At 36.0% G+C, this 23,892-nt stretch carries 22 protein-coding genes; 12 read left to right on the top strand and 10 right to left on the bottom strand.

Features of this window, described 5'->3' with window-relative positions:
- Position 1: 1 nt before the first annotated feature.
- Positions 2-499 (bottom strand): DUF1097 domain-containing protein, encoded by a 498-nt coding sequence (locus C9J45_RS05600; RefSeq protein WP_107247194.1) that lies wholly within the window; start codon positions 497-499, stop codon positions 2-4.
- Positions 500-785: 286 nt separating this feature from the next.
- On the opposite strand from C9J45_RS05600, the gene nagZ reads away from it, so the two are divergent.
- Complete coding sequence (gene nagZ, locus C9J45_RS05595) at positions 786-1,790, top strand: beta-N-acetylhexosaminidase (protein WP_107261004.1); 1,005 nt, start codon at positions 786-788, stop codon at positions 1,788-1,790.
- 79 nt (positions 1,791-1,869) lie between these two features.
- On the opposite strand, the gene C9J45_RS05590 is transcribed toward nagZ, so the two are convergent.
- The 4 genes from C9J45_RS05590 to C9J45_RS05575 all read right to left on the bottom strand — a co-directional run bounded on the left by C9J45_RS05590 (position 1,870) and on the right by C9J45_RS05575 (position 6,780).
- Positions 1,870-3,462, bottom strand: a complete 1,593-nt coding sequence (locus C9J45_RS05590) for an EAL domain-containing protein (RefSeq protein ID WP_107261006.1) — start codon at positions 3,460-3,462, stop codon at positions 1,870-1,872.
- 770 nt (positions 3,463-4,232) lie between these two features.
- Positions 4,233-5,147: a cation diffusion facilitator family transporter gene (locus C9J45_RS05585; protein ID WP_107207199.1), complete on the bottom strand. Its 915-nt coding sequence runs from the start codon at positions 5,145-5,147 to the stop codon at positions 4,233-4,235.
- Between the two features lie 293 nt (positions 5,148-5,440).
- The gene (locus C9J45_RS05580; RefSeq protein ID WP_107207200.1) at positions 5,441-5,932 is read right to left on the bottom strand and encodes a hypothetical protein; all 492 of its coding nucleotides are present in this window, start codon (positions 5,930-5,932) and stop codon (positions 5,441-5,443) included.
- A 161-nt stretch (positions 5,933-6,093) separates the two neighbouring features.
- Positions 6,094-6,780: a VC0807 family protein gene (locus C9J45_RS05575; protein ID WP_107207201.1), complete on the bottom strand. Its 687-nt coding sequence runs from the start codon at positions 6,778-6,780 to the stop codon at positions 6,094-6,096.
- A 133-nt stretch (positions 6,781-6,913) separates the two neighbouring features.
- Here C9J45_RS05575 and C9J45_RS05570 point away from each other — a divergent pair, with 133 nt between their 5' ends.
- The gene (locus tag C9J45_RS05570; RefSeq protein ID WP_107207202.1) at positions 6,914-7,459 is read left to right on the top strand and encodes an isochorismatase family protein; all 546 of its coding nucleotides are present in this window, start codon (positions 6,914-6,916) and stop codon (positions 7,457-7,459) included.
- Positions 7,460-7,582: 123 nt separating this feature from the next.
- On the opposite strand, the gene C9J45_RS05565 is transcribed toward C9J45_RS05570, so the two are convergent.
- Complete coding sequence (locus tag C9J45_RS05565; protein ID WP_107207203.1) at positions 7,583-8,341, bottom strand: hypothetical protein; 759 nt, start codon at positions 8,339-8,341, stop codon at positions 7,583-7,585.
- A gap of 891 nt (positions 8,342-9,232) precedes the next feature.
- Here C9J45_RS05565 and nagA point away from each other — a divergent pair.
- Entirely contained in the window at positions 9,233-10,366 is a 1,134-nt protein-coding gene (gene nagA, locus C9J45_RS05560) for an N-acetylglucosamine-6-phosphate deacetylase (RefSeq protein ID WP_107207204.1), read from the top strand.
- 206 nt (positions 10,367-10,572) lie between these two features.
- Here the strand turns inward: nagA and C9J45_RS05555 are convergent, their stop codons facing one another.
- Entirely contained in the window at positions 10,573-11,001 is a 429-nt protein-coding gene (locus C9J45_RS05555) for an NADH:ubiquinone oxidoreductase (protein ID WP_107207205.1), read from the bottom strand.
- Between the two features lie 632 nt (positions 11,002-11,633).
- Here C9J45_RS05555 and C9J45_RS05550 point away from each other — a divergent pair.
- The 5 genes from C9J45_RS05550 to C9J45_RS05530 all read left to right on the top strand — a co-directional run bounded on the left by C9J45_RS05550 (position 11,634) and on the right by C9J45_RS05530 (position 16,291).
- Complete coding sequence (locus tag C9J45_RS05550; protein WP_107207206.1) at positions 11,634-12,587, top strand: chemotaxis protein CheV; 954 nt, start codon at positions 11,634-11,636, stop codon at positions 12,585-12,587.
- A gap of 487 nt (positions 12,588-13,074) precedes the next feature.
- On the top strand, positions 13,075-13,740 hold the full coding sequence (locus C9J45_RS05545) for a hypothetical protein (RefSeq protein WP_107292269.1): 666 nt from the start codon (positions 13,075-13,077) through the stop codon (positions 13,738-13,740).
- A gap of 160 nt (positions 13,741-13,900) precedes the next feature.
- Entirely contained in the window at positions 13,901-14,821 is a 921-nt protein-coding gene (locus tag C9J45_RS05540; protein ID WP_107207208.1) for a DUF368 domain-containing protein, read from the top strand.
- 173 nt (positions 14,822-14,994) lie between these two features.
- The gene (locus C9J45_RS05535) at positions 14,995-15,594 is read left to right on the top strand and encodes an SCO family protein (protein WP_107292268.1); all 600 of its coding nucleotides are present in this window, start codon (positions 14,995-14,997) and stop codon (positions 15,592-15,594) included.
- Between the two features lie 436 nt (positions 15,595-16,030).
- A complete protein-coding gene (locus C9J45_RS05530; RefSeq protein ID WP_107207210.1) occupies positions 16,031-16,291 on the top strand; it encodes an Lpp/OprI family alanine-zipper lipoprotein in 261 nt (86 codons plus the stop codon).
- A 393-nt stretch (positions 16,292-16,684) separates the two neighbouring features.
- Here C9J45_RS05530 and C9J45_RS05525 read toward each other — a convergent pair whose 3' ends face one another.
- The 3 genes from C9J45_RS05525 to C9J45_RS05515 form a co-directional block, all read right to left on the bottom strand.
- Positions 16,685-17,587 (bottom strand): L,D-transpeptidase family protein, encoded by a 903-nt coding sequence (locus tag C9J45_RS05525; RefSeq protein ID WP_107247188.1) that lies wholly within the window; start codon positions 17,585-17,587, stop codon positions 16,685-16,687.
- A 326-nt stretch (positions 17,588-17,913) separates the two neighbouring features.
- Complete coding sequence (locus tag C9J45_RS05520) at positions 17,914-19,047, bottom strand: fatty acid desaturase (protein ID WP_107262093.1); 1,134 nt, start codon at positions 19,045-19,047, stop codon at positions 17,914-17,916.
- A 93-nt stretch (positions 19,048-19,140) separates the two neighbouring features.
- Positions 19,141-19,626 (bottom strand): hypothetical protein, encoded by a 486-nt coding sequence (locus C9J45_RS05515; RefSeq protein ID WP_107262095.1) that lies wholly within the window; start codon positions 19,624-19,626, stop codon positions 19,141-19,143.
- 147 nt (positions 19,627-19,773) lie between these two features.
- On the opposite strand from C9J45_RS05515, the gene msrP reads away from it, so the two are divergent.
- The 4 genes from msrP to C9J45_RS05495 all read left to right on the top strand — a co-directional run bounded on the left by msrP (position 19,774) and on the right by C9J45_RS05495 (position 23,727).
- A complete protein-coding gene (gene msrP, locus C9J45_RS05510) occupies positions 19,774-20,787 on the top strand; it encodes a protein-methionine-sulfoxide reductase catalytic subunit MsrP (protein ID WP_107247185.1) in 1,014 nt (337 codons plus the stop codon).
- 2 nt (positions 20,788-20,789) lie between these two features.
- Positions 20,790-21,455: a protein-methionine-sulfoxide reductase heme-binding subunit MsrQ gene (gene msrQ / locus C9J45_RS05505; RefSeq protein ID WP_107247184.1), complete on the top strand. Its 666-nt coding sequence runs from the start codon at positions 20,790-20,792 to the stop codon at positions 21,453-21,455.
- A gap of 206 nt (positions 21,456-21,661) precedes the next feature.
- The gene (locus C9J45_RS05500) at positions 21,662-22,288 is read left to right on the top strand and encodes a hypothetical protein (RefSeq protein WP_233217636.1); all 627 of its coding nucleotides are present in this window, start codon (positions 21,662-21,664) and stop codon (positions 22,286-22,288) included.
- A gap of 110 nt (positions 22,289-22,398) precedes the next feature.
- A complete protein-coding gene (locus C9J45_RS05495) occupies positions 22,399-23,727 on the top strand; it encodes an MATE family efflux transporter (protein WP_107287579.1) in 1,329 nt (442 codons plus the stop codon).
- The last annotated feature ends 165 nt before the right edge of the window (positions 23,728-23,892 follow it).

The following is a 23,892-nucleotide window of genomic DNA, read 5'->3' as shown; positions in this document are numbered from 1 at the left end:
CTTAATCCTGGGTGATGGGTAACTCTATTTCAGCGCGAGCCGTTTTTTTTTCTGCGAGTTTCGCGTGTAGCCATAAACCAGAACTTTTCATTAAATAGCCAAATACTACACCCACAACCAATGATGGTATAACCAATTGCCAATTACCATTTGCAGCAAACGTTGCGCATGAGCCTATAAAGGTACCAGGGATAAAAGATAACCACGATTTTTTTGCTTGTGCGCACATCATAAATGCAACTAGAGCAGTGACAACGTAACCAATAATCTCAAAATGAACTAAAGATGATAACTTAATGATCACCATCGCCCAAAAAACACCGCTTAAGTTTGTTGCAATGCTTAACCCAACGCCTTTTATACCATCGCGCTGAAGAGCAAAATATGTCGTGCAGCCAAGAAATCCTCCCCAGCTTAATAAGCCCAGAGATACAGCTACCCAGCCCCAAATCCCAGATAAAATTCCTGTTGTTAAAGCGATTGCTATAAGTACCGACATGACTCACTCTTTTGCGATGACAGAATTGTATTGAGTGTAACCTAAGACCTGTTCAAATTAATCAACTAAGATCACACAAAGAAAGTAATACTACATTCCATTTCATAAAATAATCAACAAAGATCACCATAATTACTTTAATTTAATACTGATATTGGAAATGATTAAACCGTGTTCATCCCCTAAAAAATTCCATTATGATGATGCCTAAATTCACATTAAAAATTGCGGATAAAACTGACTATGGTAATTTATCGCCTAATATAATGTTACTCGGAGTGCCGTCATGGGACCTTTAATGCTTGATGTATCAAGTTATGAACTTGATGCAGAAGAACGCGAAATTATTCAACATCCTACAGTAGGCGGTATCATCTTTTTCGCCCGAAATTATGACAATCGTGAGCAACTTAGAGCGTTAGTTAAAGAGATTCGAAAAACGGCTAAACGCCCTTTACTGATTGGTGTCGATCAAGAAGGCGGACGTGTTCAACGTTTCCGCGAAGAATTTACCCAACTACCACCTGCTCGCGCTTTTGCAGCGTCTAAAAATGGAGAAGTGCTTGCTAAGCAAGGTGGCTGGCTAATGGCTGCTGAACTACTCGCGATGGATATTGATATTAGTTTTGCGCCTGTACTTGATCTTGGTTACGACTGTAAAGCGATTGGTGATCGCGCTTTCTCAAATTCCCCACAAGACATTATCCGTTATGCAAGCCAATTTGTAAGTGGTATGGCGCAGGCTGGCATGGCTGCAACCGGTAAACACTTCCCTGGTCATGGTGGTGTGATAGCCGACTCTCACTTAGAAACGCCTTACGATTCACGGGATAATATTAAGAACCATGATATGACCGTATTTACACATCTCATTGAAAACAACCTGCTGCAAGGCATCATGCCAGCACACGTTGTATTTGATGCTTATGACGAAAAACCTGCAAGTGGTTCAGAATATTGGTTAAAACAGGTATTACGTAAAGAGCTAGGTTTTAAAGGCGTGATCTTCTCTGATGATCTTAATATGAAAGGAGCTGACGTATTAGGCAGCTATAGCGAACGAGCTATCGCAGCTCAAGAAGCTGGTTGTAACATGGTGATGTTATGTAATAACCGTGAAGGTGCTGTACAGGCCCTTGATGGATTACCACAGATTCCAGTCCCTATTTTAGAAACATTGTTAAAAAAACCAACCGCTGAGTATAGTGATTTGATCAATACTCGTATGTGGAAAGAAAGCCAAGATGCCGTTTCTCGTCTTGCACAAGAGTGGAAAGAGAAAAACGTTTAACACGTGGTTACTGTAATCATTACCAACAAAAAAGCCGACATTATGTCGGCTTTTCTTTATCCATAACTCGTTATCTTATCTAAATAGCCAAAAGCTTATTCTTATTTTTAATCTCAATATTATAAATCGAAAACTCTTCAGCATTCATTGGCATACCAAAATAATACCCCTGCTGAAGATAAACATCACGCTCAACAAGGTAATCGGATTGCTCTTTCGTCTCGACGCCTTCTGCTATCATTTCCATTCCAGCCTGTTTGCCGAAGGCTATAATAGAATCAAGCAGAGAAAGTTTTATATCCGTCGTACCAATATTTTCAACGAACATCTTATCGATTTTTAAACTCCGCAAGTTCAATTCTTGAATATAACTGAACCCACCATACCCTGTGCCTGCATCATCTAATTTAATATCAATACCCTGAGCTTTAAGATATTGGATAACCTCAGAGGCAATAGTAAGATCTTCAAATTGTTTTCGTTCTGTAATTTCAAAAGCAACCTGTTTAATAGGGATCTTTGAATTGCTGAATAATGCTAATGACTCATTCATTATCTGTATATTTTCTAATTGTTGCGGTACAAGATTAATACTGATCACTCTATCGGTTAACTGCCAGTTGATAGTGCTCAAATCTTTAATCGCTTTCTCAATTAATAAATTAGTAATAGGGATAATTTGTCCACTTTTTTCAACGTAAGGAATAAATTCCATTGGTGATATTAATCCAGCCCCTTTTTTCTTCCACCTAGCAAGTACTTCACAACCATAAAGTTCTTTGGCCTTTAAATTAATAATAGGTTGGTAATAGGGTACGAACTCACGTTTAACTATCCCTCGTTGTACTAATGCATGTAACGATAAACGTCGTCTAATGAATAAACGCCGCAACAAAATTAAAAATCCAGCAATAAATGCACCAGCTAAAAAGAGAGGCATCCTTAATAATTGTGACTCTTTATCTAATAATTCCAACTTAATGTAATTAGAAAATTTCAAACCATTAGGCATTAAAACTTCATATATAGGTTCAGCCGTGTATGATTTATTATCACCTTGCCAACCTAATCGATCCAATTCATTATCTGCTGATATAGATGTTAAAACACAACCTTCACAGTATTTATTTCGTAAGATTTCTTCAACGATGGGTTCTAAGGACAGAACCAAACTCCCCTTGTTACCTTGCCACCGAACTTCAAAAATACGTTGCAGACTATTTTTTTCAGAAGATAACCATAACGACATCATATTGCCATAAGTTTTAATTTTCCGAGATTCAACATGCTGACCATGATTTTTTTCATAAAAACTCGAACAAGTACTTTTGCCTGAGGGGGTTAAAGAAATCTTACGGATAAGATAATTACTATAGGCAATACGTTTTAATTGCTCCTGCTCTTTCTCACTACACGTAAAATCAAAATTGCGGCTAAGATTCGTAATAAAGTCTTGATAATCGCCTATATTTTGAATATGAGTTTTAACCAATTCATCAGTATCTGTTTGAATTTTTGTTGATAAATGCTTAGTTGCAAAATATGGTGCAAGAGTCGTAAAACCAAAACCGACTAATATAACAAAAAACATTAAACCAATACCAATATGGCCTGAAAATCGCATCAAAAAAATATCATCAATCGTTTTGGTTAATCTCTCTTTCTTAAACATTGAATAAACCATCATTGTTATTATTCATAATCTACCATCCATGTAGATCTCTATAAAAATCATTACTTATAATAAAGTTAAAACCTAAAGCATTATTAGACAAGCCATAGAGAAGATTAAATACCAGCAGAGATCACATGTTATAAAATATTCATTTCAACTTAAGACTTACACTCTAATTTATAAAAACAAATCAACACAGTCAAACTTTCACAAATTGAATACCAAATTAGAATAGAACATACTTAAGAAACCTATCAATGAAATAATAATGTTTGTTAAACTTAAACTTTAATTTATCTCCATTTCATTAAAATAAGATTTAAATCACAATAATAATTTAATTTTTTGGCAATAAAAAAAGCGCTAATCATAGCGCTTTTTTTAATTTCTGTTCTTCGTAATAAGGATTATAAACTATCCTTGCTATAATCAATATTCTTAGTGCATTTTTTTTCTTTAAGAATGATATAAAATGCACCCACAATGAATGCTATAACTAAAGCAGTGTCCATGATTCACCTGTGATAAAAATAATTTTCAACATTGGCTAAAAATTAACTCTTATTTCGTGTTTAATTAAACAAAGATAATTTTTAGAGCGAAGAAATAATACAAGATTCCTATATCTATTTCACCACAGAGGTTATCATTTTGTAAAATTCAATATAAATGATTCGAAAAAGTATAATTACAAAATGTTAGTTAGGATAAGCCCTGATTCGCAGTCAATTATCCTAACATTAAACCTAAGTTCTATTTAGACTATGTTATAGCCAACGTTCTTGACCGGTAAAACTAACAGAAAGCCATGTTTCACCAAGATCGGCCTCCAACTTATCCCATATGATTTGACGAATATTATCTTGTTGTTTTGTCGTCCATCTTTTTTCATCTTTTACCAAGATGTTAATTTCTAAATCATACTGACGACCGATTTTAGCAAAATGATGAGTATAATCATCGAAGTCATACTTTTCAGAAAGCTCTGCAATAACTTGATCGACGTGCTCTTGAACACTGTCTTGTGGTGCGACAAGCAATACTTCCTTTAGATTTCGTCTTAATACCTTTATCGGTAATACTGATGCTGCGATTGATAATGTTGTAACAAGAATGGGATCGACATAGGCATTCCACTTAGAATAACCCATTGCATCAAATATAATAACTAAGATAAAACCAACCAATATTGCAGCGCTTAAGATCGCGTCAACTAACCATTCTTGCGAATCAACTCGGACTAATTCTGAATCAACACTGCGTGCAATAGAGGTTTCAAAAAAGTAAATCGAAAAACAACTGACGGTTGAAAGAACAGCATAGACAATCGCGTCTCCCAAAATAATGTCGTGACCACCTTGCATTATTGTTTGTATGCCCGTCACAAAGGCAAATAAACATGTTACTAAAATTAATAGACCATTTACCACGTTGATAAGAGGTTCAAAATGGGCATAACCAAATTGAAACTGTTCATCATCCGGTTTTGAAACTAAGTACGCCGTATAAAGACTAAGTCCTGTCATCCCCATACTTAAAAAAGAGAACATACCGTCTAATAAAATAGCATTAGAACCAACATACAGACCGTAACCAATACCTAGCGTAGCAACAAAAATTGTTCCTACTAATGATATCTTCAGCGCCATTCTCTCTTTACTAATTTTACGGCTTGAAGCCATAATATCCCCCTAGAATTAATGATAAAATAACGTAACTACCCGCTACGACAATAAAACTTCAATTTAAAATATCTCTATATTTAACAATATAGTGTCAAATACAATATCATTAAAAGTGCTTTTAGGGGAATTTTTGATATTTTTCAGTATTAAACAGGCGTAAAACAGATAACCTATGCCATGCAGGTTTAGAGCTATAAACACAAAAAAGTACAATAAGTTATTAACTTATAAGAATATAATTTCACTGTATATATTAGGTTAAACAGAACTTCGTGTGTGACACATATTGATTATTGCTCTTCACGAACAAGCTCTAAACGTTCAACATCACTATAAAATGACACCATTTTTACTCGGCTTAAATCAAATTCAAAGCTACTTTTATCACACATATTTTGCTTATCTGCATCAAGTTTTATTCTGTTTCTTTGTTGTCTATTAAATGATGCTATGTACTGCTCTTTTATAAATTCACAACGTGCTAGCTTTTCACATGCTTCGTAACTTTGCTGGTTGAGTATTTCCCAGTGCTCGTTAAATTGTGACAAGGCAATATGGAGTTGCTTGTAATTTTGATCACTAATAAAACCTTTAAGCTCTGTAATTTTTTGATATTGGGTATCTAGAAATGAGCTAAAGAAATGAGAACCTCGTTGGGACGGGTGGTTAGCGCAATGTTTATCAACAAACTTCATTCCTTCTTTATCTGAAGAGTTAGCCACTTCAATCGTTGAGCAAGCCGTTATTACTAGTGATGTGAATATTATTGAGGTTAGCTTCATGACATGTCCGTTTTTAAACTACATGTCTAAATTATTACTCAAAAGTTTGAATTATGTTTTCCCTGTAAGCATTATCTTAAAAATAAAACGGTAACACACCTTACTTTGATACAAAAAAAGCAGTGAGTGATTCACTGCTTACATTTTGATGAAAAACGACATTACTGCGACTTAAATATCTCGGCCGTTTCTAGCTGTGTCATACGGCGAATTTGACGCCATACAAAATAGAATATACCCATCATCATCAACATAGATGGAATTGCTATCATCGGGTAACTTAACAATGTTAAACGTCCCAACTCTTCATTAAATGCTTCAGTTCCTGATTTGCTGGTTACAATCACTGTCGCCAGAATATAGTTCATCACAGATGAAAAAAGAAACGTGCTAGCAAACATGTAATTAGACTGCGTTAGACAGCGATCAAATAAATGCTCGTTGTTCTTTTCTTTTAAACGCTCATTTATGAGTCCTAAATTAAGCACGCTGTCATTTAATACTAATTTGCGTACAACTGGAAACTTGGTAAATGTTGAGCCAAAAACAACAATTCCGATAAGTCCAGGGATCAAGGCTTCTTTAATCGCTAACCACTTAGTATCAAGTTCAAGTAAACCTATACCGCCTGTTAGAAGAACGCTGACAATACCTAGCAAAGCTATAAAGTTATATTTCTTATAACGAATAAGCTCATAACCGCCAAAAATAACAGGGAATGCCAATGCTGCTAGTAATCCGCCTACCGCACCGAGTTGATCACCGCCACTAAACTTCATCAGAATCACTGACGGTATAATAACGTTAAAAACAATTTCACTTAACGGGTTTGATTTTCTCTCAGCCATAATCTGACAATACTTCCTTTGTTTACATTTATTTTACGTTAGTCACTTTGCATTGTTCCGTTTCTAAACAACACTGTAAAGAGCAATATGGTTACAAACCATTACTTTTTCAATAGACATAAGGAATCGCGCAATGCTTGATATTCACCATTCAATATTGGTTGTGGTTGACATACAAGGCAACCTCGCGCAACTAATGCACCAAAAGGACCACTTTTTTCGACAAGCTGAAATTATGGTAAAAGGCGCCGAGCTCTTTGATTTACCAACATTATGGCTTGAACAGTTACCCGATAAACTTGGCGCAACGATTCCTCAAATAGCACAACCTCTTACTCAGCAAGGATTAACGCCCATTTCTAAAGAAAGCTTTAGTGCCGTTCAAAATATTAGTTTTGTAGAGCAACTACAATTAAAACAACGTAAGTCGATCATCATTATTGGCATTGAAGCACATATTTGTGTTTATCAAACCGTTATTGATCTGATTTCTGAAGGCTACCAAGTCACTGTAGTAAGTGATGCGATAAGTTCACGGACAGAAGAAAACAAACAGATTGCAGTGAATAAAATGCAACGTGCAGGTGCACAAATCAGTACAACAGAAATGGTATTGTTCGAATTACAGCGGGTCGCCAATGGCGGTAGATTCAAAGCCTTACTCAATTTAATTAAGTGAACGTTGTCTAAGTAAGCAGCGCTTACCTTTTTAGCTGAAAGTGTAATAAAAAGGCATTGCATTATAGAATAACGCTATGCCTTTAATGCATTGATATTAGTAGAGCTGTTATTGACACTGTTACTAGATTGATAGAGCCATAAGGAAACTCGCTGCAGACATAATAACACTACTGATAACGAGCATCACCGTAACGGGTTTACTCTTTGTAATAATCGGCATTAACCATAAGCTTAATGCTAAAACCAGCAAGCCAATACTTGAAATTCGTACGACAAAGCCCGTTAAGTTGCCGAGTTCAGCCTGATGTACCAATAAGCTCATACCCTGCATATTCGATAGTATCGTCACAACACCAAGTACTAAACCACATACAGGTAAAAAGGTATTAAGTTTTGTTAACTTATGCTCAGATTTTACTAACATACAATGTGCGACTAAGCTTCCACCTATAAGAACATTGGCGATAAACTGAATGGCTAGCGAGTAACTAATACCATGATTAATCACCCCTTCAATAAAGTACAGTCCACTCCAAACCACGATCAAGAATAAAAAAGACTTACGCCATTTATCACTGCCAATTAAATGTTTTTCGCATAACCAATAAGCCATGGTAAAAATCAAAATTGTTAAGCAGAAAAAGGTATCAAGACCAAAACTTGATTGACTATGGATTTGCGATAGCATTAACATGCCTTCTCGCAATAACATTGCAGTAATTAACAACAACCAGATCAGGGGAAAGTTTTTAAGTACCCTATCAGATTGTCCAAAACATAGTTTCCCCGATAGCATAATCACGCCAATGACAATAAACGCGCCAATAGAAAATTGAGATAACACCTGAGACAATAAAAATGGCCAGTCAATCCACAGCATGACAACTCCTATACAGTATGGATAGTAACGAACGCTTAAATAAGCGCTTTAACAGTACTAATAATGAGAAGGCGCTATTTTGCCCAAATGCCCACTTGAGTGCAAAAAGAAAAAGGATAACTTCTCGCGTCATGCCTTTTTGTTTATCAGTAAAAAGCGTTGTTTATTAATCAAGCGGTCGTATTTTTAACATCAATAACATCAATAACATCAATAACATCAATAACATCAATAACATCAATAACGTCAACATAGTGGCAATAACTGGCATGGCTAAATAAGTTAAACTAAAACCATGTTATAAGCTCTGTGTAGCAACGACATCTGTAATATCCGAGCAGCCACTTAGTGACAAAAGACAGCAGAAAAAACAGCCCCAAAAAAAGCAGCGGCGAGTTACCGCCCAAAACTAAACATTGACACCCAATACCACAATCTTAGGTGGTAATATATGCTTTCCTCTAATGTTCCTAGTGCAATAACCAATTACTAAACTGCCTTAGGGAATGTCATATAATCATCTCCCCCTACAGATAGCGCATACTGATATACCTGGAATAAAGTGATGATATATATATCAATTACTATACAATTACGGTACAAATAAGAATAACCCACTTATTGTCTAATTAAAAAAATCATTCCCCACCATGCTTTCAGTGAATATTTAAAGGCCAATTATGGGTACTTTTGCTGTTTATTTAATGAAAGGATTTGACGAATCATTAACTAAACAGGTATCTTAATTCACATAGAAAAATAAGATTATTTTAATGCTTTCAATCGATGTGTCGTTGCCATTTAAGTTCAATTGACGAGACATTGTATAAAAGATGATGTATTTACTGTGACACTTGTTGTTAGCAGTACCAATTTACAAGTGAGATACCCATGATCGCAATTATCAACGTTAATGTATTTGATGGACAAACGACTCTTAACAATCAAGCTATTTTTGTTAAAGATGATGTTATTCAACGTATCATTCCAATGGCTGACGTAAACCAATCAGAACTTCCTGAAACAGTGGTTGATGGTAAAGGCTTCTTAGCTTCTGCTGGCTTTATTGATCTTCAGATTAATGGCTGTGGTGGCGTACTACTTAATACTGCAATAAGTAGTAAAACACTTGAGATCATGAACGAGACCAACTTAAAAAGTGGTACAACTCAGTTCTTACCAACTTTTATTACAAGTGACGGTGCTTCATTAGTTGAAGTACTTGAAATGGTTGAAGCTACAGAGCAGCCTGAACAACAAGGTATTTTAGGTCTTCACATTGAAGGTCCTTTTATCAGCGTAGAGAAAAAAGGCGCACACCGTGAAGAATTCATTCGTGAGCTTGACGAAAAAACAGCCCACTACCTTGCTGATAACGCAGATAAAATTTGTGTTTTAACCGTTGCTCCTGAAAATACGTCACAAAAAGTAATCGATATTGTTCGTGAAGCAGGCATTACCGTTTCTCTTGGTCACACTAACGCTACTTACGATCAAGTAAATGAGAAATCAGGCCTAGAAATGGCAACTCACCTATATAACGCGATGACACCACTTGGTTCTCGTGAACCTGGCGTTGTTGGCTACATTTTCGATAAAAAGCCACATGCAGGTATTATCGTTGATGGTATTCACGCTTCATACCCTTCTGTTCGAATTGCACATGATATCATGGGTGAACAACTATTCATGGTAACTGATGCTGTTGCACCTGCTGGTACAGACATGACTGAGTTCGATATGGCAGGTCTTAAAGCTTACGTTAAAGATGGTAAGTGTTTCTACGCTGATGGTACTATTGCTGGTGCTGCAGTTACGATGATTCAAGGCTTAAACAACTTGATTAATCACGTTGGCCTATCTCGTGAAGAAGCATTACGTATGGCTACACTATACCCAGCAAAAGCGATTAAGATCGAAAACGAGTACGGTATGTTAAAAGAAGGCTACAAAGCAAACATCACGTTGCTTTCTGACGACAACCAAGTTAAGCACGTCTTCCAAATGGGTAAACACGTTTTCTAAGTTAGCCACGTAAAATAGTTAACTTGGTATCTGATTAAAATTCAACGGTGATCTTACTGTTGGATTTTTTTATTGCTTCTATCTAGCGATAGCCTGTAGCTATTGATTAAAGACTATTTATAAGCAGGTTAAAAATAAAAAGGCCAAGTCAATCTCTGACTTGGCCTTAAAATTTGATTAATTATTGCCCTATCTAAACTTTATAGTTAATTAGTAGAGAGTTGAGATAAGTGTCTTGGCGTTTTATTGTTACTTTCATCTCTTTCTTCTTGCTGTGTATTGATAACAACACGCTTACCAGCCATAGACATTTGAAACTCTCTTAATTTAAAGTAGCCATATGTAACAACAATAGAGAAGAATAAGTAAGATAACGAGAATACAAACGGTGAATTAATCACTTCAGCTTTTAATCCCCACATAACGCCTACAATCGTTACGGAAAGTTTAGCCATCATTCCCATTAACAGTAATAATAATGCTAATTGCGGGTAGCGAGTTGAACGAAATGCTAACCAATATGCTGTTCCTACAGAAATGGCTGCAATACCAAAGCCGGCAGCAAATGAATGAAAATGGTCACCAGATAAAACACCACCGATCGATGACAGTAAAAAAATCAATGCTAGTTTCATATTTGCCTCTCCAATTGTGAAGCGAAAAATCAATAATATTGCTACTAGGTATATTTTCTCATTTTGAACGCATTATGTATATATGAATTGAAAGATTTCATTTTTGAAAGAATTATGTATTAATTGTTAAATAACAAGCAATAAGCACTTAACACTTTGAAAATAAAGGCGACTATATTAATATAACTGCCAATTGTTAATCTATTGATAAATAAGTAACATTCTTGTTTTAACGCTACATTTAGAAGATTTACCAGTAAACCCGAAGAAAGGTAGATGAAAACACTATCACAATAAGACTAAAATCACAGATTATGAGTTAATTTATCCAAAGTTTTAAAATTAGAGGTTATTTTTTAGCGATATAAATAAATGGTTAATTTTAACCCTTTTTTCTACTGTTTTTGTTGTCTATTTAATCTACGTCACATTGAAGCAACGAGCTGTATGATCATCATAGCTAAAGTCATACTGCTACATCCTCAAATAACAATCATAGAATTAAGAGTTAGCTCACTGTTTAACATTAAACCTTCTTTTTTACTTTCTATTTCATTCAATAAATCTTTTTATCTGTCGATAGAGCTTAATTACTCTATAAGGCCAATCACTCTAACTAAGGACGGTTAAACATGGCAACAATTCTTGACAGTGTTAATCAACGAACCCAATTAGTAGGAGAAAACAGACTAGAGCTACTTATCTTCAGGCTTAACAGCCAGCAACTATTTGCTATCAATGTGTTCAAAGTCCGTGAAGTCGTTAAAGTACCCCACCTTAATTCTCTTCCAGGATCTCATATAAATGTTAAAGGGGTGGCATCTATTCGTGGCGTATCTATCCCTGTTATCGATCTTCGAACCTCAATAGGTATGAAAGAAACCGATATTAATGAACTGAGTAACCTAATAGTGACTGAATATAATGGTTCGGTGCAGGCATTTTTAGTCGGACAAGTAATGAATATCGTTAACATGACATGGAAAGATATTCAGCCACCACCCGATCAAGTAGGCAAGAATAATTTCCTTACAGCTATTTGTGAAATACATCGTGATAACCAAAAACATCTTGTCGGTATAATTGATGTTGAAAAGGTGCTCGCGAATATTATTAATTACAATATTAAAATTTCTGATGAATTATTGAGCAGAGATATCAGTCAGCATCTACAAGGACATAAAATTCTTATTGTTGATGACTCCCCTACTGCACGTAATCAAATTAAGTCAACACTCGCTCAAATTGGCATCGAAGTATTTGAAGCAAACAATGGCCAGCAAGCCTATAATCTATTAGATCAATGGTGTAATGAAGGTAAAACGGTAACCGATGAAATATTGATGATGTTTACTGATGCAGAAATGCCTGAAATGGATGGCTATCGACTTACTCATAAAATTCGTCATGATCCTCGCATGTCAAACTTATACATTACTCTTAATACCTCATTGAGTGGAAGTTTCAATGAAGCAATGACAGTGAAAGTAGGATGCAATAAATTTATTTCTAAGTTCCAACCAGATCTGATTGTTGAAGTTGTACATAACCGAATGATGGAAAAACTAGCAGAGCAAAACCCGTAATTATTTAGGCTCTCTATCAAACTTTTTAACACATTATCTTGTGTTATAACTCTTTGATAGAGAGCTAAGCATAATTTGTAACAGCGATTAAAAATACACTTAACGCAATAACTATTGCAGCTATAATTAATAACACTTCGAATATGTGCTCTGGCATATCATTCCTATATTACAATATAATATGAGTAAATATCTTTTATTAGATAATTTGATGTTTTCTACTCTTAATTTACACATACAGTATAGAGTTCTAAACTAAATCGAAGCTGAACATAACAGCTGTCTTTTCATTTCATCATAGACTCATGTTTTTAAAGTAATTTGTAGAAGAATGTGACTGAAAACGTGAATTTTAATACTCATTATTACAACTACCATTCTTTTATTATCTTACGATCTCATTTTCATTAAGATAAATTTGCTCTTTATATAAAATAGCGTAATGATTAAATAAAAATACAATCAATGGGAGCAAAGAACGCATCATATGAAAAAAGTATTCACTATAGCTTTATTATTTTTTTCATATTTTCCAGCCTTAACTGCAAAAGCAGACGAAGATATAGCTCGCGTAATAAAATTATCTCCTGAAAAAATCACACAGCATAATGTAGATCTTCCTCTTAACCAATTTAGAGCACTTGAAATCTTGGCTGATAAGAATGTCAGCAGCCATCAAGTTCCTCGTCCTTATACAATGCCAGACACCACCGACCATACTAAATTATTTGGTTCAGATCTTAATGATAATGGTATTCGAGATGACTATGAGCGTATGCTATTAAAAAGTTACCAACGTTCAGAGTATGTAGCTATGGGAATATTAGCAGCAGAGCGCTGGGATAAACTCCTACGATTATTACACTCACAAGAGCAAATCAAAACTCGTTTTCAAGCCTTAGAGTTATTCAATGATAATATCGCAATTAACCAATGCTATTATTCTTTACAAAAAGTAGATAAAAAGCTGATTTCACCTGTACTTAGCTATTTTAATAATGACCAATTATTAGAAGCTAAATATCAAGCAGAACTATTACTGCTTGATATTATTGGCAATGATCAAGCAAATTTCACTTTTCATCAGCAACCATGTGAACGCTTTGCTGATTTCGCTAAAAGTGCAATAAAAGGCAAACTTGCCGCTTTATAACAACTAGTCAAAGAATTTATCGTCACTTCATTTATTACTATCAGTCATGCTTTTGTTACAAATAACCCAAGATATTAAAAGTAAGATTTATGGTAGTATCTTTCTCATTACTTATATAATGCACCAAATGTTTTTGGCTATCATAGAGATACATAATCTAATGACTAAACTTTTCACCTTTCTAAAAGGCATGGCTATGGGGGCTGCAGACGTTGTCCCTGGGGTTTCTGGTGGTACTATCGCCTTTATCACTGGTATTTACGACACCTTACTTGAGAGCATCCGTCGTATTAACCCATCGCTTATTGGCATCATTCGAAAAGAAGGGCTTAAAGGCGCATTTGAACATATCAACGGTACATTTTTGATCTGTTTATTCGCCGGTATTCTAACCAGTATTTTTACCTTCGCTAAACTCATTACTTGGATGCTAGAAACCCATCCAATTCCATTATGGTCATTTTTCTTTGGTTTGATCATTATCTCTGTTATTCATATGTTCAAACAAGTGGAAAAATGGTCGATTAATCGATTCATTGCCATTGTTATCGGTGCTGTATTTGCTTATGGAATTACCGTCCTTCACCCTGTCGCAATGGAGCCAACACCTATCAATGTACTTATTGCAGGTGCTATTGCAATTTGTGCCATGATTTTACCTGGAATATCTGGAAGCTTTATATTACTCCTGCTAGGTATGTATGCACCGATCCTTGCGGCAGCTAAATCTATTGATGTTGTTACGCTTGGTCTTTTCGCAATAGGTTGTGCTGCAGGGCTATTAACGTTTTCTCACTTCTTATCATGGATTCTTCGTAGCTACCGTGATATTGCACTAACGTTCTTAACTGGTTTAATGATCGGTACATTAAGTAAGATCTGGCCTTGGAAAGAAGTGGTGAGTTGGCGTGTAAATTCACATGGTGAACAAGTACCATTACTTGAACATAACTTATCACCTTTTAACTTCGAGCAAGTCACTGGACAACCCGCACTGATCGGATACGCTATTTGTGCAATGGTTTTAGGTATTCTGGTTGTTTGGGGATTAGAAAAATTTGCAGCAACTGAGCAAAAATAATTTACCTATAACGCTCATTGAAGAAGGCAGCCATCTGGCTGCTTTTTTTATCATTTCTATATTTTAGAGCAAGGATAAATATACCTCACAAAAGTATTAAACATACCTACACTTATAAGATAGCTAAAAGCATAATCACAGTTGTACGATTAAACTTGTTTAAGGATAAACAAATGAAATACCAATGGGTTATTCTAGCCATCGCATTACTCGCAGGACTAACAACAAGCTATATACTTGATAGCCGCGACCCATCACTCGCTATAGAGCCTCATTACCCTCTAAATTTTCTAGAATCAGGCAACGAGGCCGTTGACCTCTATAATCCCGAAGATCAAAGAATACGTTTAGTTTATTTTGGCTACACACAATGTCCAGATGTATGTCCAACATCATTAGCAGTTATGTCTGCAGCCTTAAAACAAATTCCTGAAGAGCAACGCCAAAACATCTGGCCAATATTTATAACATTAGATCCAGAGCGAGATACTGCAGTAAAAACGGCTAACTATGCAAAACATTTCCATTCATCTATTTCAGGTATGGCAGGAACGCAAGAACAAACGAAGGAACTCGCTGAGAAATACGGTGTACTTTACATACGGACAGATTTAAAAGATTCAGCGCTTGAATATACGATTGATCACAATTCCTATTTTTACTTCTTATTACCTAACGGTGAACTTATTGATAAAGTGCCACACCTTCTTAGCCCTGCACCACTTATTTCCGTAATTCCTAACATCATTAAAAGTGTACCCAATGCATCATAATCATGAACGACACAACAATATATACAACTAAGTTAACATTGAGCGATATTTAGATACGAAATTGATAATCAAAATCATGTGAACTTACTCTCATTTTCTATTTGCATTTTCGTTCATTAATTCGCCTGTTATATTTCTTTTTTTGTTAATATATTTTTTTTACATAAACCTGACGTTTTAATTTATTTGAAGTCATAAATATAGCGCCAGCCCTTATTACAAGCGGCATTACGCATAGTTAGTCACTAAAACGGTATGAAAATTTAATGTCATAATTGTTTATTTTTTAACCAAAAATTCAGTGTTTACGTGAATTTTTTGATCTAACCGAAAAAAATTAATGAGCAATTTTAAGAAGTTATGCCATAATGAATTTGCCAACTCAATCTTTCACACTCAGTTGTAGTGGCACAATCAATATGGAGATTTATAAAAAATGAAACGTACTGTAACTATCTTAGCTGGTCTTCTACTATCTGCATCTTTAGTAGGTTGTTCAAGCACTGAAGCAGACAAAATGCAAACTCTTACTAACAAAGTAGACACTTTAGCTGAGCAAGTAAGTGCACTACAAGGTCAACAAGACCAAATCGTTAGCGCTGTAAACGACTCTCGTGCAGCATCAGACGCGGCTTACCAAGAAGCAATGCGTGCTAACAAGCGTATCGACAACATTGCTGGTTCTTACACTAAGTAATTTGTCTTAGCTTAAGTACTTTAAGGAGATGGCTTTTTATAAGCCATCTCTTTTTTGTCATAAGAAAGACCAATAAATACATTCATGGTATCAATCATTCCTCTGTTTAATACTTAACATTAATTGCCTCTATCAAGTATTCAGCTCCCTATTCTAAGCAGCAAAACTTCCCTTTAACCCGTTTTAATTTGTAACTTAACCTAAGTAGAAGAAACGATCTTACGGTTGATAAGTTAATTTTAAATACACTTAATTCGAATATTTATATAAACATACTTATGACTATTAATTATTAAGATACGTCATCAAATCCATCACATTTGTTATTACACACATTGTTAAGACAAAAAAAACGAGAGCATATGCTCTCGTTTGATATCATTTCAAATATAATTAATTCAAAACAACAGGAATACCACTTTGGTTATCTAATGCCTTAGTAAGTACCTGATAAGCATCATTATCGTAATTCAAGTCATCAATCAATTTCGCAGGTGCCGTTACAACTTTCTTTTCACCCATTTGTGATTCATCTTTCGATAATGGCGCATGTACTTCAACAACGATCTGTCCGTTAGGTTCAACTGAATACTTTACAGGTTGATTAATAATGCGCACTTGTGTGCCTAACGCAACGTGTGGAAATAACCACTCAACATCCCATGGGTTCATACGAATACAGCCACCACTAACACGCATACCAATACCAAAATCTTTATTAGTGCCGTGAATTAGATATTCTCCATGACCATAAGCTAAACGCATTTTATAGTCGCCTAACGGATTATCAGGCCCTGCCGGTACAACTGCGGGAAGAATATCACCTCTTGCGGCATGTTCTTTACGAATAGAAGCAGGCGGTGTCCATGTTGGATTCTTCACTTTTTCATTGATACTTGTTGTCATACTTGGGGTTTCACGTCCAACTCGACCGATACCAATAGGGAAGATATAAACTTTTGATGCATCGTCTTTTGGAAAGTAATACAAACGAAGTTCCGCAAGATTGACTACAATACCCTTGTGAGCAACATCTGGTAATACAACCTTGGTTGGTACCTCAAGTAAACGTCCAGGAGCAGGAAGAAAAGGATCAATACCTTTATTCGCAGCCATCATACCTAAAAAACCAACATTATACTTATTGGCGATATCAGCAAGACTATCCCCTTTTTGTACTTCGTAATAGTTAGGTGTACCAACGATATTACTACCATCGGTTGGTAATTGATATTCAATTGCATTTACAGCAGAAGATACCAAACAAGTAAGTGAAAGAAGCAATGCGCGGTACAAAACGATGTCTCCGTTAAAAAATTCCTGAGTCTATTTGCAACAAACCCAAACATTTTGTTGCATAGTCAGTATTACTCTCTAATACAAACTATAAACAAATCTCTACAATCCATAGTACTTTATATAAGCAATTTCTACTAGCGAGGGTTATGTTTTAGATTAAGCAGATCATTTTAATCAATCAGTTACATAACTTAACTATGCGAATAATAGTAAAATTAATTATATCTATACTACTATACCGTTTATACAAAAAAAGAGCTGTTAAGTTACGGTAAACTTAACAACTCTTTAATTACTGTTTCAATACTATGGGGTTTAGCAAGCTACGTCGTATATTGTTGCATCAAACCTTTCCATGCACGCCGTTGTTGTTCTAGTCGGGCTTGCATAGATTTATACTGCTGCATAAACTCAAAATCATCATAGCTATTGGCAATTTTTTGCTTCTCAAGATCCAGTAAACGCTTTTTTGCTTGATAATAATCTGAAATTTTAGCAATCAAAGCTTCATACTCTTGCTGAAGCTGCGTTAGCCTTGCGACATTGTTCGGCATCTTACTCAATTGTTGTTGGATTCGTTTAAATTGCATTTTTGCTTTGGTTTTTTCAATTCGGTCAGCAGGCGTAACTTTTAAATTTCTTGTCCAACCTATCCATGAACAGGCCTTAATCAACCATTTAGTTGGGTCAAACTGCCACCAGCAAATACCATTTCGATAGTCATTTTCAAAAATATGGTGATAGTTATGATAACCTTCACCAAAAGTTAAAAAAGCCAATAATCCGTTATCACGTGCGGTATTTCTATCAGTATAAGGCTGAGCCCCCCAAATATGCGCCAATGAATTGATGAAAAAAGTCGTATGATGGCTGAGTACTAATCGGAGAAAGCCAACAAGCAATAGTGCCCCCCAAATATCACCATGAATAAACCCGAAAGCTAATGGAATACCAAAATTGGTACCCATCGCCAGCCATAAATAATATTTATGCTGCCACATTACTATTTTATCTTTTTGTAAATCACGGCAATTGTCGTAGTCATGGTATCGGCTCCCTTGGTAATCACGTAACATCCAGCCAATATGGCTATAAAAGAAACCTTTTTTCGCTGAATAAGGATCTTTATCATTGTTATCAACATGGCGGTGATGAATACGATGATCTGAAGACCAATGCAAGATACTATTTTGCAAAGCAAATGCACCGCCAATTGCAAAAATGAAACGGAGCATTGCATTAGCTTGATAAGTTTTATGTGACCATAAACGGTGATATCCCGCCGTAATAGACATACCACAAAAGCTAAATGCTACAACTAACATTAATATTTGTGTCCAATCGAAACCATATTGGTACGCATAAAGCGGAACACCAATTATCGCAACAAGTAACGTCACACTAAACACGGCGACATTTAACCAAAGTACAGGGGGTTTTTGCTGTTGAGTTGTCATCCTATAATCACTCTACATTCAGCGTACACATGTAAGCCAAGAATATATGCGCTATTTACGACTATCAATAGATACGCAGTATTTTCATACGACCTACTTGACTAATGTGATACCTGCCACATCATAACGCGCTGAAATCTGCTTATAGTGTTTATGCTCACGTAGGTAAAAGCTTATTGGCATTGCATCGCGTAGCCCTTGCTTGGATAAATAAGCATATTCTTCACGAGTCATTACCACATACTTCAATTGCTCATTTAATAAATTACGCAAACCTTCAATCGTCAAAATATCATCTCTTACCATGGCTTTCATATAACCAATTAATACAGATAACGGCACTAACATATCTCTAATAAGCAATTTACGATCCATGATCTTCGCAGCATTTGTTGTTCGAATACCTACATCAAAAATTGCTTGCCAATCAGGCTTATCTTGTTTGGTGACGGCACCATGGGTAAAACAGTAATACGCTTCTATAAATGCTTTAAGGTGATGATACCGCTCCGCATGCACTTCAATATAGATATGCTGTAGTTCAAGATCAGCGTCATATGAATGTCTTGCCACCTTCATTCCTCCAAAATAAAAATTCATTATATAGCATCTACTACTCAGACTTCTTACGTACTGTTTATTGAAATTTCAAATAATTTGTATCGTATGAAATTTTTACAGCTTTTATCAGGTCTACTAATTTAAGCCATTTTTGTAGGGAACGTTATGCTAATTAAGAGAACAAACAAATGGGATTTAAGTGAAAATGATGTCACGCCAGAGTCCATTTATCATCAACGCCGCGATATTTTAAAAAAGTTAGGTATTGCAGCAGCAAGTCTTCCGTTAGCTTCTAATGCAACGGCGGGTATTTTTGATGTGTTTTCAAATGACGATCAGAAAACGATCGATAACCGACGTCCACTTTCTACAATAAAATCACCGTTATCTGATCCAAAGCTTTCACTCACACCGGAAAATAAGATCACTCAATATAATAACTTTTATGAGTTTGGTACGGATAAATCATCACCTGCTATTCGGGCTGAAAATTTTGTTACTGATCCATGGCAAGTAAAGATTGACGGCCTTGTTAATAAACCCTTAACGCTTAACTATGATGACTTATTTTCTTTGTTTCCATTAGAAGAGCGCATTTACAGGCTACGTTGTGTTGAAGCATGGTCTATGAATGTTCCGTGGATTGGTTTTAGCTTAAGCGATATTATTAAACGTGCCGATCCGACTAGTCGCGCGAAATATGTCGCGTTTCAGACCCTCTATGATCCAAAGCAAATGCCAGGACAAGCATCTCGCTCATTAGGTGGCGGCATTGATTATCCGTATGTGGAAGGATTACGCCTTGATGAAGCGCTACACCCTCTTACACTCTTGTCTGTTGGGTTATATGGTAAAACTCTCCCGCCACAGAATGGCGCTCCACTTCGTTTAGTCGTACCTTGGAAATATGGCTTCAAAAGCATTAAATCGATTGTACGTATTACGTTAACGGACAAACAGCCACCAACAACATGGAACATCTTAGCATCTGATGAATATGGCTTTTATGCCAATGTAAACCCAACAGTCGATCATCCTCGTTGGAGTCAAGCAAGTGAACGTTTTATAGGAGAAGGGAATATATTCAGTAGTCGACGTCAGCCTACCACCATGTTTAACGGTTATGCGGATGCTGTTGCGAGCTTGTATAAAGGCATGGATCTAAAAAGGAACTACTAATAATGAAATCTCAAAGAAAGAAGCGTTTTTTAAAGCTAACCCCTCAACATATTACTTGGCTGAAAGTAATAATTCATGCCGTTAGCTTATTCTTTCTTACTGTATTAGTTCTCCAAACATTCAATGGTGGTTTTGGTGCTGATCCAGTTAAGGACATTGAACACTTCACAGGAAAAGCGGCATTGAATACATTATTTATTACAATGCTTATTAGTCCAATTGCCATGTATTTAAAACAAGGGGCTTTGGTAAAAACACGGAGAGTATTGGGCTTATATAGCTTTTTTTGGGCATTGCTACACTTGAGTGTTTATGTCTCGCTTGACTTAGGATTTGACTGGTCTTTAGTCGGTGAGGAAATCACTCAACGTCCGTATTTAGCTATTGGTGCAATTAGCTGGCTAATTTTATTATTATTGACTTTGACTTCTACTCAGAAGTTACAACGTATATTAGGAACAAGCTGGCAAAAACTTCATAACTGGGTATACCTTGCTTTATTATTGAGCCCAATTCATTATTTATGGTCTGTCAAATCTGGTATTACTGAACCAGTCATCTATATCGTTATTGCAAGCTTGCTTTTATTAAGTCGCAGAGACAAATTTAAACGTGGATTAACTAACCTTGGTATCAACAGAGATCAGAAAACGACGACATCAAATTAATCCACACAACACCTATTAATTTTAGTGAATGCTTTTCACTGTCTAGTAACCTGTACCTAAATCCCAATTGGTACAGGTCTTTTTTTATCTACTTGTCATTTATTATTAAAACCTCATGAATTACATGACATTGCAAAATTTTATGCTACGATAAACTCCTTGCATCTTTAGTTGTTGTGTCTGTTATTTCATGAAGGTCATTCATTTTGTTCAGTGATATTTTAGCAACGAGCCTTGAGGAATTTGCTCACGATTGCATGTTGCTATGTGAGCAACACTACCCAACGATTCATAGCCGAGGCATGCAAGAAGATCATTTAGCGAAAACACTTTGCCGCCGTATTGCAGCTAATTGTGCCCAACAAAACACACCTGTCAAAATTACCCACACAGATCAAAGCCAACATGCATCGCAAGCTATCTATTGCTTACAGCACGAACATTCATATATCTGGGTGATTGCCCATCACTTCATTAGTGCCAATAAAGCCCGTAGAGATGCATTACTTAATACTATTGAGCAAGTGAAAAACAAGTTTTCTACTCATGGTGAACATTACCTTATGGTGATTGCTGATCATTGGTTCGATCGCAGTAAAGCGAGTAAGGAAATTCCCGCTTGGTGGCTTGGTGAATTACCTGATAATCATCTTGAATATGCTGCAACAGGAATCAAGCTTCAACCCAGTGAGAGCAGTTTTGCTGAGTCGGTAAAACAACGCTTTCATTTAACAAATGGCAGTGTGTCTCTAAAACATCCTTTTGTACGACATGATAATCAATCCCCTGTTTTACGTTATCTATTCTTAACTGCAATTTATAAGATTGACTAACGCCCCATTCCGATTAAAATGCGCCAAATTTTTAATCTAACCGAATAAGTGTAATGCAACTTAAACGGTTTTAGTGTGATATCTCCTATCACCATACACGGAATGTTCTTATGTCTGTCTCATCGTCTCAACCGTTATCATTACGTGACGATTCTATTTTTCGTTTATTTTGGCGTTATACACTTCCAACTATCGCTGCCATGTTGGTCACCGGCATTTATGTGGCTGTCGATGGCATGTTTGTGGGCCACTTTATTGGTGAAGACGGACTTGCAGCGATCATACTTGGCTATCCGATTGGCTCCATTCTTTACGCCATAGGTGCTCTTATTGGTATGGGTGCATCAGCATTAGTTTCGATAAAGCTGGGTGAAGATAAAACAGAGGAAGCGAGAAATATTGTTGGTAACGCATTCAGCTTATGCCTAATTGCTGCACTGATTATTTGTGGATTAGGGGTCACATTTGGCACAGATATACTGCAATGGGTTGGCGCAAAGGGAGAGATCCTATCAATGGCAGAAGATTACCTCTTCTGGTACTTCAGTATGGGTTTCTTTGCCATTATCTCAATGGCCTTTTCGTCACTATTACGTAATGATGGACAACCCAAACGCGTGACTTACATCATGATTTTCGGTGGTCTACTGAATATTTTCTTAGACTGGCTATTTATTGTGGTGATCCCTTGGGGATTAACAGGTGCAGCTATTGCCACAATGCTATCGCAAGCTGCTACTAGTATATTGTGTTTACAGCATTTCTTTAGCAATAAGTCAGTACTACGCATTCATTGGGAAAGCCTCAAACTTAAACTTGATACCTGCTTACAAATATTACAACTCGGTACTTCAAGTTTACTCATGTACATGTACCTATCTGTCGTACTAATTTTGCATAACAAAGCTTTCTTGATGGTCGGTAAACCGATTCATGTTGCTGCCTACAGCATCGTGAGTTATACGGAGGCTTTCTTCTATTTAATTTTCGAAGGCATTGCATTAGGCACACAACCGATCACCAGTTTTAATACAGGTGCAGGTTTAAAAGATCGTGTGATCAAAGCACGAAACCTTGCTTTTGCTGTTACTCTTGTTGTCGCGTTCATTGGCGTCACAATACTTTATAGTTTACCCGATTATGTCGTGTATTTATTCGCGGGTGATAATCAACTGCTTCAACCTGTTGCGATAAACGGTATGCACCTTTATTTTTGGGGATTACCTTTTGAAGGGTTATTACTCATTGGTGCAACCTATTTCCAGTCAATTAACATGGCAAAAGAAGCGTCGATACTAACTGGTGGCAAGTTAATCCTGATCTCTATCTTTATCTTTACGTTCGCGCATATTTTTGGCGTTGACGGTGTATGGGTCGCATTACCTTTTTGTAGCTTACTTCTGACATCATGGATGATATATAAACTCAAAAGCCTTTAATGTCGACAAAGATCGGTAGTGATTGTTAAACATTGCTACCGGTCTATTTAAAACACCACTCAATTAATATAAAGCAATGTATTATTACTTCATTCCTTGAGGAATAATTATAAATACTTCTAAAACAAAAAAGTTAACTTACTGTTTTAATTTGATTTATATTTT

This window comes from Photobacterium sp. GB-1, from assembly GCF_003026165.1.
Classification (GTDB): domain Bacteria; phylum Pseudomonadota; class Gammaproteobacteria; order Enterobacterales; family Vibrionaceae; genus Photobacterium.
This window is presented reverse-complemented; position numbering and strand designations above follow the sequence as displayed.

Excerpts from the sequence above, each read along its gene's own strand:
- C9J45_RS05565 (WP_107207203.1), bottom strand. The coding sequence starts at position 8,341 with ATGCTGTGGATTGACTGGCCATTTTTATTGTCTCAGGTGTTATCTCAA.
- C9J45_RS05540 (WP_107207208.1), top strand. The coding sequence starts at position 13,901 with ATGACTAAACTTTTCACCTTTCTAAAAGGCATGGCTATGGGGGCTGCA.
- C9J45_RS05575 (WP_107207201.1), bottom strand. The coding sequence starts at position 6,780 with ATGGCTGAGAGAAAATCAAACCCGTTAAGTGAAATTGTTTTTAACGTT.
- C9J45_RS05555 (WP_107207205.1), bottom strand. The coding sequence starts at position 11,001 with ATGAAACTAGCATTGATTTTTTTACTGTCATCGATCGGTGGTGTTTTA.
- msrQ (WP_107247184.1), top strand. The coding sequence starts at position 20,790 with ATGAAATCTCAAAGAAAGAAGCGTTTTTTAAAGCTAACCCCTCAACAT.
- nagA (WP_107207204.1), top strand. The coding sequence starts at position 9,233 with ATGATCGCAATTATCAACGTTAATGTATTTGATGGACAAACGACTCTT.
- C9J45_RS05550 (WP_107207206.1), top strand. The coding sequence starts at position 11,634 with ATGGCAACAATTCTTGACAGTGTTAATCAACGAACCCAATTAGTAGGA.
- C9J45_RS05535 (WP_107292268.1), top strand. The coding sequence starts at position 14,995 with ATGAAATACCAATGGGTTATTCTAGCCATCGCATTACTCGCAGGACTA.
- C9J45_RS05590 (WP_107261006.1), bottom strand. The coding sequence starts at position 3,462 with ATGTTTAAGAAAGAGAGATTAACCAAAACGATTGATGATATTTTTTTG.
- C9J45_RS05495 (WP_107287579.1), top strand. The coding sequence starts at position 22,399 with ATGTCTGTCTCATCGTCTCAACCGTTATCATTACGTGACGATTCTATT.
- C9J45_RS05580 (WP_107207200.1), bottom strand. The coding sequence starts at position 5,932 with ATGAAGCTAACCTCAATAATATTCACATCACTAGTAATAACGGCTTGC.
- C9J45_RS05515 (WP_107262095.1), bottom strand. The coding sequence starts at position 19,626 with ATGAAGGTGGCAAGACATTCATATGACGCTGATCTTGAACTACAGCAT.
- C9J45_RS05520 (WP_107262093.1), bottom strand. The coding sequence starts at position 19,047 with ATGACAACTCAACAGCAAAAACCCCCTGTACTTTGGTTAAATGTCGCC.
- msrP (WP_107247185.1), top strand. The coding sequence starts at position 19,774 with ATGCTAATTAAGAGAACAAACAAATGGGATTTAAGTGAAAATGATGTC.
- C9J45_RS05530 (WP_107207210.1), top strand. The coding sequence starts at position 16,031 with ATGAAACGTACTGTAACTATCTTAGCTGGTCTTCTACTATCTGCATCT.
- C9J45_RS05600 (WP_107247194.1), bottom strand. The coding sequence starts at position 499 with ATGTCGGTACTTATAGCAATCGCTTTAACAACAGGAATTTTATCTGGG.
- C9J45_RS05545 (WP_107292269.1), top strand. The coding sequence starts at position 13,075 with ATGAAAAAAGTATTCACTATAGCTTTATTATTTTTTTCATATTTTCCA.
- C9J45_RS05585 (WP_107207199.1), bottom strand. The coding sequence starts at position 5,147 with ATGGCTTCAAGCCGTAAAATTAGTAAAGAGAGAATGGCGCTGAAGATA.
- nagZ (WP_107261004.1), top strand. The coding sequence starts at position 786 with ATGGGACCTTTAATGCTTGATGTATCAAGTTATGAACTTGATGCAGAA.
- C9J45_RS05570 (WP_107207202.1), top strand. The coding sequence starts at position 6,914 with ATGCTTGATATTCACCATTCAATATTGGTTGTGGTTGACATACAAGGC.